The sequence below is a fragment of the Flavobacterium sp. CS20 genome (genome assembly GCF_018080005.1).
Lineage (GTDB): Bacteria > Bacteroidota > Bacteroidia > Flavobacteriales > Flavobacteriaceae > Psychroflexus.
Window position 1 is genome coordinate 2,089,425 of sequence record NZ_CP073015.1, and the last position, 14,315, is coordinate 2,103,739.

The window sequence follows — 14,315 nt, forward strand, 5'->3', positions numbered from 1 at the left end:
GTGGTAAACAGGTGTTTTAAGAATCTCGTATATATGGGAGACATCTAAAATAACATTAAACAATAAAATCCCACTTCTTTTTTTAAAGAAGTGGGATTTAAATCAAAACTAGGATATATGTCTCTTTCGTCGCTATTTTAGTTTTTTATAACCAATCGTCGCTCCAACAATCACTCCTAAGGCTACCAAACCAGAAATAGGTGCTGGTGCTGTGGTGTCATCTACATTGGTATCGCCAAAGCCAGGTGGCAACTGTGCATAAAGTGATGAAGTTGTAACCAATATCACGGCTAAAATTAAACTTGTCTTTAAGATTGTGCTTTTCATTTTGATTGTTTATTTAATGATTAATTTGCTTTTATATCTTTGGTCTGCTTGATTAAGCTCTACCATATAAACGCCAGATGAGAGTTCAGATGCGTTAACTTTTACTTCGCCATTAGCTTCTACGTTAAACGTTCGGCTCAAAACTTGTTGACCTAAAATATTGTGAAGTTTTACATCAACCTTGTCTCCATTTAAGTTTCTCGTTTTGATGCTAAATACCCCATCTTGAGATGGGTTAGGATAAAGGCTAAAGCCTGCACCAAAGTTGCTATCATTGACACTTAAAGTCGTGTTATCAAAGTTTAAGCCAAAACGGGTTTCTGACATACTTTCTGGAATACTTGTATCAACACTAAAACTATAGGCTTGATTTGGTGTTATTAATGTTTGTGTGTTGAGATAATTATCAACCACATATACATTAATCGCATCATCCCAGTTGGCGGTGTCTAATCTGAACTCGTATTGTGCGGTTTGGAATTGTGTGATAGACAATGGCACAATCTCATCTGCTTGAGGCATATCTCGTCTTTCAATAGACAAGAGTGTATTTCCGTTAACAGAGGCTAAATTTTCAGTTGGGTTTGATAATTTACCCGCATCAAAATCATCAATGCCGTTATTGGCTCCAGCTTCAAATCTAAACTTGACAATATCTAGACGCACATCACTCGGATTATACAACTCAAGGTTTGCTATTGCGATTTGATCTGTGTTAAACACACTTGTAATCATACCTGAAGTATTTTTAGCCGTTTCTGTAAATACCAATCCAGGAGCAGTTGTAACTGTTGCAGAGTTTTGTACAAAGAAACTTTGTCCAGGTTGTATCACTTGTTGAGCTGGTCTGCATTATCAATAGCTTCATAAGCACCTTGTGTGGAGGCATTAGGATTCCAAATAAACAACATATTGCTATTAATGTCACCATTAAAAGTTAAGGCATTAAAATCAACAATGGCTTGGTAAGGATTACCGAGCAAACTCCATTCGGCATTGCCTGTAGCAAGACTTGATGATAAATCTAAACTTCCAGTAGTTAGACTTCCTGTTGCTCGTAAGGTAGTGTTGGTGGGCGTTTGAGGACTGCTTGTTAAGTCAACACTTCTGTCTCCACGAACAAATAAATTATAGGCATTACCAACTTCTAACGTATTAACATCAGTATTGTCAATTGGACTCCAGATTTGAGTTGAATTATCAAATAGCAATAAAGATGGGTTTCCAGAGATTGTTCCATCAAAACCATTTGTACCATCTATAGTTGAGCCTGTAATGTGTGTTCCAAATCCTGGATTTGGATCATCTGTATTGCTCGCGACACCTTCTTGCCAGTTCATTCTGATAGAATTGCTTGTGGTTACAGGTGAAGCGAGAAATCTAAAGGCTCTAAGGGTGTTGTCTCCTGCAGGAATGAAGCGTTCAACTGTTACGTTTCCAGTAATGCTTACACCAGAGGCATCAGCAAGTTGGGCTGTGCTAGTTGCATCGCTTTTGAAAGTAAAAGTTCCATTATTATTTATCGATGAGCCAATATTAAGCACATTGCCAGAGCTTATTTCAACATTAGCACCAGATAGAACAGAAATAGAATTTAAATTGATATCACCAGAAGTTACATATGTTCCGTCTTGAACCAAAGCATCATCTGCACCAGTAGAAGCACTTGGAGCGTTTGGAGACCAAGCTCCAGCAGTATAAATTAAGTCGCCGTTATAGACTCCTTCTAATTTTATATTATCAAATGCAGAAAAACCATCTCCTCCATTATTTCTAACAGAAATAAGTAAACTTACACTGGTTGAGTTATCAGGAACATTAAAAGAAACACTTCCAGATCCATCAGTAGCATCAACGCCACCGTCAACAAGAAAAACTTCACCTTGACTTACGCCATCGACTATAATTTCATATTTAGCATCATCATTATTAGCATTATAATTGATCACTTGCCAATCAAAACTAAGAGTTATATTTGAAAAATTAACAACAGAAATTTCTTCAAAAGTTACTGTGGCAAAACCAGTAGTTCCATTATCTCCTTCGTCATCTAAGTCATTTTCAAATAAAACGTTTTGAGAAAAATTAGGGTTATTTAAACTTGGATTTGTTGACACAGGAAATACACCATATTTGCCGTCAGTTCCATTGTCAAAAAATAGTATGTCATTAGAAAAAGTCCAGCTTGGCGTAGAACCATCAAAATCTTCTATTGCAATGGTTGTTAAGCCAGCTACTGTAACTTCACCAGCTAAACTGAGGTCTTGTTGTAAAGCACCTGAGCTTGTTGCTGTAAGAGTCCCACTAAAAGTGTTAACAGTTAAGCCAGAAGATAATCTTACATAAATTGTTGTAGTTGCAACTTCGCCACTTGTGGGTGTTAATGCAATTGAGTTTGCAAAACCTGAACCTGAAGTTGTTGAGATTTCAAAATTTGTCGGTGCTGTTAGATTGAGATCACCACTTAAATTAGTCCCTTCTACAGTAAAAGTTTGCTCTGAAGATGGACCATTGCCTTCTTCATAAGTAAATCCAGAAAGTGAAGTTTCAGACAAAGTTATGATTGGTGTAGAACCTGAAATGATATTGATGTTTTGAATTCTCCAATCTTCAGTATCTGCACCTGTAACGGTTTCGTCATAAATAAAGGCTAAAAAAGCCGTTCCAGAAACTCCTGATGCATCAACATTAAAGGTTGAAGGTGCTGACAAGCCAGAGCCAGTTGAAGTGTTATTTGGGTCAAAGGTCAAGTCTGTCCAAGTTGCCGTAGTGGGATTGCCTAAACCGTCATAATCAGTTGAGTAAACTAATCTAAATTCGCCGGGTTCATTAACTACACCACCAAATTGTTCAGCAGTTGTAACTGCTATGGTAACCGATGCAAAGTCATCAAAATTGATTCTAAAATCAGAGACTAACCAATCAATATCATCGCCAGTGCCACCAGAAAAACCATTCATTGCATATTCTCCACCACCGCAAGTCCAAGAATTTGAACCCGCTTGGTCAAATGCTGTCCATTCTGCTGTGGCACAACTTGCAAAGTCTTCATTGTAAGGTAAAGCTATTGGTCTTGCTAATTCATCATCTTGTATCGTTAAATCAAATGTGTTTTGAGCACCGATTTGGGCATTAGTTCCTCCTGTAACGTTTTGCAATGTAAAAGTTAAATTTTTATCGGCTTCATCTATTGCATTATCTGTGACATTAACCGTTAGCGTTTGATTAGCGACTGAACCCGCAGGAAAAGTTACCGTTTGTGTGGTATAATTACCAATATCGGTGGAGTTACCTGTGGTTAAGATCACATCAACCGAAGTGGGGTTGGTATCGTCTTCATTGGTGATGCTCAAAGTTAAATCAACGCTACCAGCATTTTCTAAAACTGAAGTTGATGCCGAGGCAAAATTGACTTGGGTGTCTGAGGTTAAGGGTGTTCCAGTTACAGTAAACGAAGATGTTTCATAACCGTCGCCTCCACCATTTTCATTAAATTCAAATCCTACTACTAAAGTTGAAGTAGCTGAAACATCTAAATTTAAGACATTGTAGTTAACAGCATCACTTGTGATAGTAGCACCAATATTTGTATTAACTCTCGCACCACCATCTAAAATATAGAAATAAGTGAAATTATCATCATTGGCACCAGAATTCACTGAAGTAGCACTAATATCAACACTAGCCATCCCTGAAACATCAATTACTTGACTCTCAAAAATACCTTGCCCGCCCCAGTCATCTGATTTTAAAACTCCGCCTACAACCTTAAAAGAATTAGCAGTGCCATCAGTCCCTGGAATTGATGTATAACTTAATATCCAAGAATTTGGTGCAGTACCAAATGGACCTACACTTGCTGGTGCAGGAGCAGGAGGGTTAGAAGTTGTGTGATCTGCAAAACCATCTCCCTCGTTGGAAAAGTCTGCGTTGTAAATCGTCGTCTGTCCAAAGGCATTTGGTATAGCCAAAAGGGCTAAAACACCGATGAGTAAAAGTTTTTGGTAAAGTGTTTTCATGTTTAGTTTTTTTTTATAAAACAAAGTTAAAGTATTTAACTACTTATAAAGAAAATGAAGTTTAAGAATAAGTTAATTAATTAAAATATAGTTTAGTGTGATATGGCATAAAAAAATCTCTTAATTACTGTTGTAAATATTCTTGCTTTAAAATTTTGATGTCTTTAATTGCTTGTTCAATTTCTTCGGGATTGGTGCCATCATAAACGCCACGAATGCGTTTTTCTTTGTCAATCAATACAAAATTTTCAGTATGAATCATATCGTATTTTCCGCCATCGCCTGTGGTTTTGGTGGTAAAGTAAGACTGGCGAGCTAATTTGTAAATTGCTTTCTTATCGCCAGTGACCAAATGCCATTTCCCTTTTATGGCGTTGTGCTCTTCTGCGTATTTTCGCAAACGCTCAACATCATCAATTTGTGGGGTTACGGAATGTGAAAGCAACATAACCTCATCATCATTTTTAAAAGTTGCTTGAATTTTTTCCATATGTTTGGTCATAATTGGGCAGATGCTTTGGCAAGTGGTAAAAAAGAAATCTGTGATGTAAATTTTATTTTTAAAATTGTCTTGAGTTACAGTGTCGCCGTATTGGTTAATCAGCTTAAAATCACTAATATGATGGAATTTTCTTACGCGTTGAAGTGAAGTATCTACAAGTTCTTTGGTAAATTCATCAGGTTGATAAACTTTTAATCGAGGTTCGGGTTTGTAGAGATTATAAATTATTGTGACGATAATTACAGATAAGATAAACATCACCACAGCAATAAACTTATATCTTGAAAAAAACTTGAGCATTCTAATTTTTTACAAATATAACCAATGCTATAAAGAGTTTGAGTGGATGTATTCTACAATATTTTGTTAAGATGAAAATAAAAAAAAGGCATATTTTTTTATGCAATTTTAAAAGTCTATTTTTGTCAACTTTTTGATATAAAAATTTTATGGAAACCTTTTGGATAAAAGCTATACAACTCATTTTAAGTTTATCAATCTTAGTGGTATTGCACGAATTAGGACATTTTATACCAGCAAAACTATTTAAAACTAGGGTTGAAAAATTTTATCTCTTTTTTGATGTAAAATTTTCTTTGTTTAAAAAGAAAATTGGAGAAACCGTTTATGGCATTGGTTGGTTGCCACTTGGTGGTTATGTGAAAATTGCAGGAATGATCGATGAAAGCATGGATAAAGAGCAAATGGCAAAACCACCTCAACCATGGGAATTTAGAAGCAAACCCGCTTGGCAACGACTCATAATTATGCTTGGTGGAGTTACTGTAAATATTATTGTGGGAATTGTCATTTATATCATGGTGCTTTTTGTTTGGGGTACAGATTATATTCCTAAGGAAAATTTAGACAATGGCTTAGCCGTAAACGAAGTCTTATACGATTATGGGTTTCAAGATGGTGATGTGATTCTAAGTGTGGATGGCGAGCCATTAAAAAATCAACCTGAAGTCAATAAATATTTGATGTTAAGAGATGTCAGCACAATCACTGTAGAACATGCTGATGGAAACAGAGAAACCATTAAACTTCCTGAGGATATAGGCAGTCAATTATTTCAGAAAGGTGTGATGTTTCCTTTTGGTTTTAAACTAGAACCTATAATTGATTCCGTATTGCCTAATCAACCTGGTGTCAAAGCAGGATTAGCAAAAGGCGACAAACTTTTAGCCGTTGATGGAAAATCAACACCTTATTGGGATGATTTTACAAAAGCCGTTGCTGGAGCTAAATCCGATACCATCCAGTTGACTTATATCAACTCAAATTCAGAAAAAATCACTACTGAAATTGTGTTAAATGAAGACAAGAAAATTGGTATTGCTGTTCAAAATTCACTAGCTGATCGATTTGAGCATAAAAGTTATTCACTAAGTGAAAGTATTAGCTCTGGGATTAGTTACGGATATTGGACCTTAAGAGATTATATCGCACAGTTTAAATATGTGTTTACCAAAAAAGGGGCTTCACAAGTTGGTGGTTTTGGGGCTATTGGTAGTTTATTTCCACCTGCTTGGGATTGGCAGTCCTTTTGGATGACTACGGCTTTAATTTCTATTATTTTAGCCTTTATGAATATATTGCCAATTCCAGCTTTAGATGGTGGTCATGTCGTTTTCTTATTGTATGAAATGGTAAGTGGCAGAAAACCTAATGAAAAAGTTTTGGAGTACGCCCAAATGATTGGATTCTTTTTGCTGATAGCTTTAGTGCTTTATGCTAATGGTAATGATATTTATCGTTTTGTGTTTAAAGATTAAATCGGTCTATTTTTTTTGAAAAATCAAGAATTTTGTTTTTTAGTATTTAAAATTTAAATTATATTTGCACTCGCAAAATCCATTTTTAGCTCAGTTGGTTATAGTCCCGCACATGCGGGATTAATCAGAGGAGCTATCGAGATTGAAATAAAAAGAGTTAAATTCCTCCTTAGCTCAGTTGGTTAGAGTCCCGCACATGCGGGATTAATCAGAGGAGCTATCGAATTGAAATAAAAGAGTTAAATTCCTCCTTAGCTCAGTTGGTTAGGTCCCGCACATGCGGGATATCGAGAGCTTGAATTGAAATAAAAAGAGTTAAATTCCTCCTTAGCTCAGTTGGTTAGAGTCCCGCACATGCGGGATTAATCAGAGGAGCTATCGAGATTGAAATAAAAGAGTTAAATTCCTCCTTAGCTCAGTTGGTTAGAGCATCTGACTGTTAATCAGAGGGTCCAAGGTTCGAGTCCTTGAGGAGGAGCAAATATAACCTAGCATAACGCTAGGTTTTTTGCTTTTTAGATGTTTTACCTTTACATTTTATACTCAGATAAATTTGATAAATATTATGTCGGTTCTTCGCTGAACTCTTGGAAAAGACTAGTGAAACACAACTCTTCTAAATTTAATACCTTTACTTCTAAATACAGACCGTGGGTTTTGAAAGCGGTTTTTGAAGCTGGCAAAACTCGTGGCGAAGCGGAAAAAATTGAAAAATTTATCAAAAAACAAAAAAGCAGAAATCTGATTGTCAAACTTTCACAACCTGATTTTATTCCCAACGGAAAACTAGCTCAGTTGGTTAGAGTCCCGCACGTGCGGGATTAATCAGAGGGTCCAAGGTTCGAGTCCTTGAGGAGGAGCAAATATAACCTAGCATAACGCTAGGTTTTTTGCTTTTTAGATGTTTTACCTTTACATTTTATACTCAGATAAATTTGATAAATATTATGTCGGTTCTTCGCTGAACCCTTGGAAAAGACTAGTGAAACACAACTCTTCTAAATTTAATACCTTTACTTCTAAATACAGACCGTGGGTTTTGAAAGCGGTTTTTGAAGCTGGCAAAACTCGTGGCGAAGCGGAAAAAATTGAAAAATTTATCAAAAAACAAAAAAGCAGAAATCTGATTGTCAAACTTACACAACCTGATTTTATTCCCAACGGAAAACTAGCTCAGTTGGTTAGAGTCCCGCACGTGCGGGATTAATCAGAGGGTTCAAGTTTTTTAGCCTATTGAGGCTGAAGAGTTGATACCGAGTTTATCGAAGTAAGTCCTTGAGTGTAGTTTTAAAATCGAAAATTTAAATAAGTGTACTGCTTTTTAATTATCAACTGAAACAAATTTGTAACACAAAAGAGCTCTTAACAACGTTTTTGATATTATTATACCTTATTATCTATTAAATAACAGGAATATTTGTTTTTTCCCGTAAAGTTTGTAGGCTTCCCTTAATTATAACTGTTTATTATTCAAATACTGTTACAAATTTCTTGTATTTCATATTTCATTGGTATAATTTGAAATTTAAAATATCACTCCAATCTATCAGGGAACTTAATTACATAAACTACTCGCGATTTAGAAAAGTATTAATGCAAATATTTTTTTCGAAATTCTGTCGGATTTTCTTGAGTAATTTTCTTGAAAACACGATTAAAATACGACAAACTATCAAAGCCAGAACTGTAGCAAGCATCGCTTACAGTATTACCTGACATCAAAATTCTTTTTGATTGACTAATTCGGTAACGATTTAAAAATTCAGTAAATGTGTGTTTTGTCATTTTTTTAAAATAACGGCAGAATGCCTCTTTAGTCATATTACTGAGATTCGCCATCTCTTGCAGTTGGATTTTGTTTTGATAGTTTTTATCAATATAAGTAAAGATATTTCTAATCCTTTTTTGATTTTTATCACTTCTCAGATTGTTGTATGGTCTGTTGTGTAAAAGCTCAACGTCATCAATATTCGAAAGCTTATCTAATATTCTGAGTAATTTAAAATATTGCTCAACTGGATCAAGCTCTTCTAGTTCAAATAACTCTATTCCTATTTGCTTCTTTAAACCGCTATTGAACGCAATACCATGTTTTGATTTTTCAAATAGTTTATTGATAGTTTGCAATTCTGGAGTACCATAAAAATAGGTCTCCACCAATTCTTTTTTGAGATGTACTACAACTTTTTTATAGTCTGATTCTACCCCATAATCAAAATTTAAATGTGGAATATTTGACCCTATTAATACTAGGTCACTATTTTTATAGGTAGTGATATGATTCCCAACATGACGTGTGCCATCCGCCCCTTCAATATAGACCAATTCATATTCAGGATGAAAATGCCAAAAGAACAGATCATTTAGTCTCGGATTAAACATCAAACTGAACGATCTATTCAAGTTGTTAGTGATGGTTTCTAGCTGAACTTTCATTGAAAATATTTACAAACACACATATATATAAATACAAAATTAAACGAAATATATCAATATAGTACAAATACTTGTTAAGGCTATTAAACTTTTATTCATGATTATAACTAATCTTTGTAATTGAATATTTAGCACAATTCTAATATTAATAGAGTTTAATTTATTCATAATGTATTTTTAAAACTGATATATTGAATTAAAACATTAATATCTTAAATATCAATTATATAAATGAATTACGACATAATTATTGACATAATAATGTTTTTATTTAATCACATTTAAAAGTAGCTAAGCTGTTAGTATCACGAGTTAACAAAACAAATTATTATCTGTTTAGCTAAAACTCAAGATACTTTGAAAAGAGATAATTTGATTTAAAAAAATAAAACAACTTATAGGTATCAAAAATTATATCAATAAAGTATAAATAAGTTAAAAAAAAAATAAACGCTTATAAATCTAATTTTAAACTTTAAGACAATGGAAAAAACAAAACAAAAAATTAACACGGGTAACGAACACCGAGATATTCCTGGAAATCCTTCTACTTCAAAAAGTAGCAAAAGTAAATTACGAAAAACCGCAACTGCTGATTCTCTTAAAGTCTTATCATTAAAACAATGGAACTTTTGGAAAGAAAACGGTTATGTTGTCATTAAAAATGCTGTGTCACGTGAACAAGCTAAGAATACAGCGAAATTTCTTTGGGAATACGAAGAAAAAAATGCTGAGGATAAAGAAACTTGGTACACTGCTCCACGAGCCAAAATAAAAATGAAGGAACTCGCTGGAACAGGTATGGTAGAAGTGTACAACAACCAGCACCTCTGGAACAATCGTCAAACACAACGTGTCTATGATGCTTTTGTCGATATTTGGGGAACCGAAAAATTGTGGGTAACAATAGATCGTGCTAATTTGAATTTCCCAATGCGTCCTAGTCACTGATACAAAGGTTTTATACACTGGGATTATGATCCAGAAACAAAACCTCAAAATGTTCAAGGCGTATTAGCTTTAGCGAAAGTCTCTATGGAAGCTGGAGATTTGTTGATATTTAATAGTTTACAACCACACGGCATACGACCCAATCGTTCTGAAAATGGAGTGCGAATTGCCCAGTATATTTCAATGATGCCCGCAGAGGAGGACAATCTAGAACTAAGGAAATGGCGTATCAATTCATGGAAGAATCGTGTTGCACCCGAAGGATATGCCTTTCCTGGAGATCCTCGAAATTGGGAACAGACTAAGTATAAAAGAGCAGTATTGTCAAATTTAGGTGAGAAATTACTAGGTTTAAAAAAATGGTGATTTTAAAAATGAACTTATCGAAAGTAAAACACCAAAGGGGGAATCTCATTTTAGGTGTTTTAGAAATATAAATTTATATTTACAAACCATTTGAGTAATATCGCACATGCGGGATTAATCAGAGGGTCGAAAGTTCGAGTCTTTCAGGAGGAGCAAAAGCCTTACATTAGCGTAAGGCTTTTTTGTTTGTTATCATGTTTTACCTTTACATTTTATACTCAGATAAATTTGATAAATATTATGTCGGTTCTTCGCTGAACCCTTGGAAAAGACTAGTGAAACACAACTCTTCTAAATTTAATACCTTTACTTCTAAATACAGACCGTGGGTTTTGAAAGCGGTTTTTGAAGCTGGCAAAACTCGTGGCGAAGCGGAAAAAATTGAAAAATTTATCAAAAAACAAAAAAGTAGAAATCTGATTGTCAAACTTACACAACCTGATTTTATCCCTGATATAGTTGAAGTTTTTTTAAACATCAAATTTATGCTCCAATTATAATACATCAAATATGTAGTTAGTCGGTGGGATACAAATAATAATCACCTTTTGAGTTTTATAACTTTAGGGTGATGTTTTCTAAAACAAAAAAGCCGCCAAAAATTGACGGCTTTTCAGGTTTAAATTTAAAACTTAGAAATTAATTTAACGCTTGATAAATTTCAAGCTATTTCCTTTTTCATTTTTGATAATATAAATTCCCCTTGATAAACTCTGAACATCAATTTTTGAAGAATTTTTAATTTCAATCAATTTTTGTCCATTAAGATTAAATATGGTATAATCCCCAACTTGATCTGCTTCTAAAAGTGAGTCCACAGGGTTTGGATAAACTTTGAAACTCAAATCGTTTAAATCAAAATCTTGTGTAGAAAGCGTAATATTACTCAATTCATAAATAGATAAAGTTGCACTGACTTCATTAGACAACACCAATAAAGCTTTACCAGTGCCACTATCTTCAGGAGCAATATAAACAATACCTTCAGGACCTAAATCTCCACTTTCTTGTCCACCTGGCGTGGCATCTCTATTGTTTTCATATTCTAAAAACACAGGTGCAGAAGGATTTGTAACATCGTAAGCCATTACTCCACCAATACGTTCTAAAATAATAAATGCGTAATAATTGCCATTGATTTCTTTAACAATCACATTTTCAGGCTCAACCCCTTTATTGTCACTTCTATTTTTAAAAGAATTATTACTGTTACTGGCATTAAATATAGCACCGTAAACTGGATCAGTTGCCGTAATATGAGCAAAATCATTGCCACTATCGTAAACCAAGTTTCCAGCATCAGCGTTAAAAATACTAAATGAACGACCACCTAAAATATGAATTTCTTCAAACAATCCGTCTCCATCAGCATCACCAGAAGCATTGGTTACATTTATAGCTCCAAGGTTTGCTTCAAGGGCTAAGATATCTATATCTTGAAAAACGGCTGGATCTAAGGTATAATCAGCATCTGTAATATTTCTTTCTTCTTCAAAAGCATCATATTCTCTAGCATCTCCTTCATTTGCAGTAATGAGATAATTAACTCCGCCAATATTATAAGTAACAATGCCATCAGGCATATACAAGCCTTTTATCGGCCAATTGGCATCAAAAATAAAGTCCGTTTCGTCAGAAGTATCTAAAGTGTTTTCTGGTAAACTGTGATCTTTTAAACCAAAAGATTTAATGTCTGTTACAGTATTTGTGGTCAAATCTATAATAGCATAAGCGTTGTTTTCTTGACAAACTACATAAGCTGTTTGAGAGTCTTCACTTACTGTAATATATTCTGGCTCCAAATCTTGAGAAACACTAGCTCCTGGACCAAAAATTCTAATGTCATTGGCATTAAAAGAAGCTTCTTGTCCATCAAAAGCATTGAAATTAATTTCTGTCACATTAGCTTGGGTAATTCCTGCTAAACCACCAGTAACATCAATTTTACTTATACTGCCTTCTGGATCAATAGTATAGTCTTGACTAGGTTGACCTTCATTAGCCACTAAAACTGAATTACCATCAGGTGTAAAAGTTAACATATCAGGTAAAACTCCAACCATTACTTGAACGGGGTTGTTGCCATCTACGTCTGTAAAAACAACAGATCCTGGATTAGTTTCTACATTATCGGCAACTGCAATGGCAACAAGTCCATTTCTGACGTCAACACTTTGTGCACTTGCACCAAAAGGTGTTATATCAATATTACTAATGGTTGAAGGTGCGGTTGGAACAGATAAATCTATGATTTCAATTTTAGTATCGTTGACTACAAATAAGCGTTGTGTAGTTGGGTCAAACTTAGAAATTTCTGCTGTACCATTTGGGTCAACGGTATAGCTGTTCAGGTAATTTATATCCAATACAGTTTCATCTGCTTGTGGCACATCGTTGTCATCGTCTAAAATATAAACTGGTAGAACAGAGTTGCCTAAAGTAGCATTAACTGGGTTTGATAACTCTAAAACAAAGAATACACTACTATCATCTGTATTGTTATCAATAATAGGAATCGTTACACTTTGTGCTACTGTAGAACCAGAAGTGAAATTTAAAGTTGAAGTTGAAAATGTAAAATGTGTGCCGTCTAAAGCCGTTCCTCCCATCATAACAGAAACATCTACGCTTGATGCATTAGAAGGTGCTATTGATGGTGAAACATTAATAGTTACATTACCTCCATTTTCATCTACTGAAACAACTGTTTCTTCAAAAGCCAATTGAACTTGAGTAGATTCTGGTGCATTTCCTGGAGATGCAATATTAGGTGTATCTGCTTGATCACCGCCTAATTGTAAGGTTGCAACTGCCCCGTTTGCATTGCCAACTGTGCTAAAAGTTGCCAATTCCACATCATAAGATTGACCATCGTTGGTCGCTGTATCAGGATAAGAAGCGGTTTCAAAAGGTGAAGAAGCTAAAGGATCGCCTAACCAAAGATTGACAGTATCGCCACCACTACCAAGTCCAGCACCATCAACAAACCCAATTTCTACGGTGGATAAATCTAAAACTTCACCCCAAACATTTTGAAAAGTAGTAATATCAGCAGTATTGCCTGTGATTAAAACCACAACAGACTCGCCTGGTTGAATGTCTGTAATTCCTTGAATTAAATCGGCGGTTGTTGCATCTGCTGATTCGTCATCGTAATATAAATCTGGGTCAACGCCTGATATCCAAGCCACTCCACCATTATTTTTGATTTCAAACCAATCTTCGGTTAAATCGTTACCTGCTTGACCTGAGAATATTTCTGTAATTTGAAGGTCAAAACTTCCAGGACTTGGTGCAACACCAAAACCATCTAAACCACCATTTGCAATATCTGAAGGCGTAGTGTTGATGGTTTCAAATCTTGTGCTTGGATCTGTGAAACCCGTTAATTCTCCAGTAGTAATACTGCTTAATAATGCAATATTTTGGTTTTGTGTTGAAACGCCATTACCTTCCCAAGCACTCCCAGGATCGGTATTGGGACTTCCAAAAACATCAGTAGTTGTCGTCCCAAGTTTCAGAACTAAAGCATCATCACCGTTAAAAGTAAAAGCTTTTTCATAAAACAAAACACCATTTGAAGTGGCTACAGTCTGCATGTCAATGGTGCCAACAACAAGAACTTCTCCAGGTTGTAAAACACCACTATCAATAGTAAAATCTGAACTTGGAGCTCCACCATTGGTTCCTTTTTCTATGATGAGATTATCAACTGAAAAATCAATTGCTACACTTGTGTTGTTCAAAATTTCGAGACCTTTTGGGGATGTCCCGCTATCGGTTTCTACATATTGACTGATAATCTGAGCAGATGCCCAACTAGAAATCAATAATAAAGCTAATAAAGTAATGTGTTTCATAAGACTATAATTTTAGATTAAATTTTGGCTAAAATTATTACACTAAATCTTAAAACACATTAGCTAAAAATCAATA

12 protein-coding genes and 1 tRNA gene are annotated in these 14,315 nt (G+C 34.8%); 7 read left to right on the forward strand and 6 right to left on the reverse strand.

Features of this window, described 5'->3' with window-relative positions:
• Positions 1-132 precede the first annotated feature (132 nt).
• The 4 genes from IGB25_RS09870 to IGB25_RS09885 form a co-directional block, all read right to left on the reverse strand.
• Positions 133-327, reverse strand: a complete 195-nt coding sequence (locus tag IGB25_RS09870; protein ID WP_211064861.1) for a hypothetical protein — start codon at positions 325-327, stop codon at positions 133-135.
• 9 nt (positions 328-336) lie between these two features.
• Positions 337-1,161 carry a T9SS type A sorting domain-containing protein gene (locus IGB25_RS09875; RefSeq protein WP_211064862.1) on the reverse strand — a complete coding sequence of 275 codons (825 nt, stop codon included), beginning with the start codon at positions 1,159-1,161 and terminating at the stop codon, positions 337-339.
• Positions 1,158-4,346: a Calx-beta domain-containing protein gene (locus IGB25_RS09880; protein WP_211064863.1), complete on the reverse strand. Its 3,189-nt coding sequence runs from the start codon at positions 4,344-4,346 to the stop codon at positions 1,158-1,160. The genes IGB25_RS09875 and IGB25_RS09880 overlap by 4 nt, the downstream gene beginning before the upstream one ends.
• Before the next feature lie 124 nt (positions 4,347-4,470).
• Positions 4,471-5,148: an SCO family protein gene (locus IGB25_RS09885; RefSeq protein WP_211064864.1), complete on the reverse strand. Its 678-nt coding sequence runs from the start codon at positions 5,146-5,148 to the stop codon at positions 4,471-4,473.
• 149 nt (positions 5,149-5,297) lie between these two features.
• Here IGB25_RS09885 and rseP point away from each other — a divergent pair, with 149 nt between their 5' ends.
• The 4 genes from rseP to IGB25_RS09905 all read left to right on the forward strand — a co-directional run bounded on the left by rseP (position 5,298) and on the right by IGB25_RS09905 (position 7,833).
• A complete protein-coding gene (gene rseP, locus IGB25_RS09890; RefSeq protein ID WP_211064865.1) occupies positions 5,298-6,626 on the forward strand; it encodes an RIP metalloprotease RseP in 1,329 nt (442 codons plus the stop codon).
• Positions 6,627-7,030: 404 nt separating this feature from the next.
• Positions 7,031-7,104 (forward strand) — tRNA-Asn (locus IGB25_RS09895).
• A gap of 41 nt (positions 7,105-7,145) precedes the next feature.
• Positions 7,146-7,451 carry a GIY-YIG nuclease family protein gene (locus IGB25_RS09900; protein WP_211064866.1) on the forward strand — a complete coding sequence of 102 codons (306 nt, stop codon included), beginning with the start codon at positions 7,146-7,148 and terminating at the stop codon, positions 7,449-7,451.
• 76 nt (positions 7,452-7,527) lie between these two features.
• Entirely contained in the window at positions 7,528-7,833 is a 306-nt protein-coding gene (locus tag IGB25_RS09905; RefSeq protein ID WP_211064867.1) for a GIY-YIG nuclease family protein, read from the forward strand.
• Between the two features lie 383 nt (positions 7,834-8,216).
• On the opposite strand, the gene IGB25_RS09910 is transcribed toward IGB25_RS09905, so the two are convergent.
• Entirely contained in the window at positions 8,217-9,008 is a 792-nt protein-coding gene (locus IGB25_RS09910; protein ID WP_371815984.1) for an AraC family transcriptional regulator, read from the reverse strand.
• A 537-nt stretch (positions 9,009-9,545) separates the two neighbouring features.
• Between IGB25_RS09910 and IGB25_RS14935 the strand changes: the two genes are divergently transcribed.
• The 3 genes from IGB25_RS14935 to IGB25_RS09920 all read left to right on the forward strand — a co-directional run bounded on the left by IGB25_RS14935 (position 9,546) and on the right by IGB25_RS09920 (position 10,879).
• The gene (locus IGB25_RS14935; protein ID WP_247653477.1) at positions 9,546-10,013 is read left to right on the forward strand and encodes a hypothetical protein; all 468 of its coding nucleotides are present in this window, start codon (positions 9,546-9,548) and stop codon (positions 10,011-10,013) included.
• A gap of 84 nt (positions 10,014-10,097) precedes the next feature.
• Complete coding sequence (locus IGB25_RS14940) at positions 10,098-10,379, forward strand: phytanoyl-CoA dioxygenase family protein (protein ID WP_247653478.1); 282 nt, start codon at positions 10,098-10,100, stop codon at positions 10,377-10,379.
• A 194-nt stretch (positions 10,380-10,573) separates the two neighbouring features.
• Positions 10,574-10,879, forward strand: coding sequence for a GIY-YIG nuclease family protein (locus IGB25_RS09920; protein WP_211064869.1), 306 nt, complete (start codon positions 10,574-10,576; stop codon positions 10,877-10,879).
• A gap of 144 nt (positions 10,880-11,023) precedes the next feature.
• Here IGB25_RS09920 and IGB25_RS09925 read toward each other — a convergent pair whose 3' ends face one another.
• On the reverse strand, positions 11,024-14,239 hold the full coding sequence (locus IGB25_RS09925; RefSeq protein WP_211064870.1) for a choice-of-anchor I family protein: 3,216 nt from the start codon (positions 14,237-14,239) through the stop codon (positions 11,024-11,026).
• Positions 14,240-14,315 lie beyond the last annotated feature (76 nt).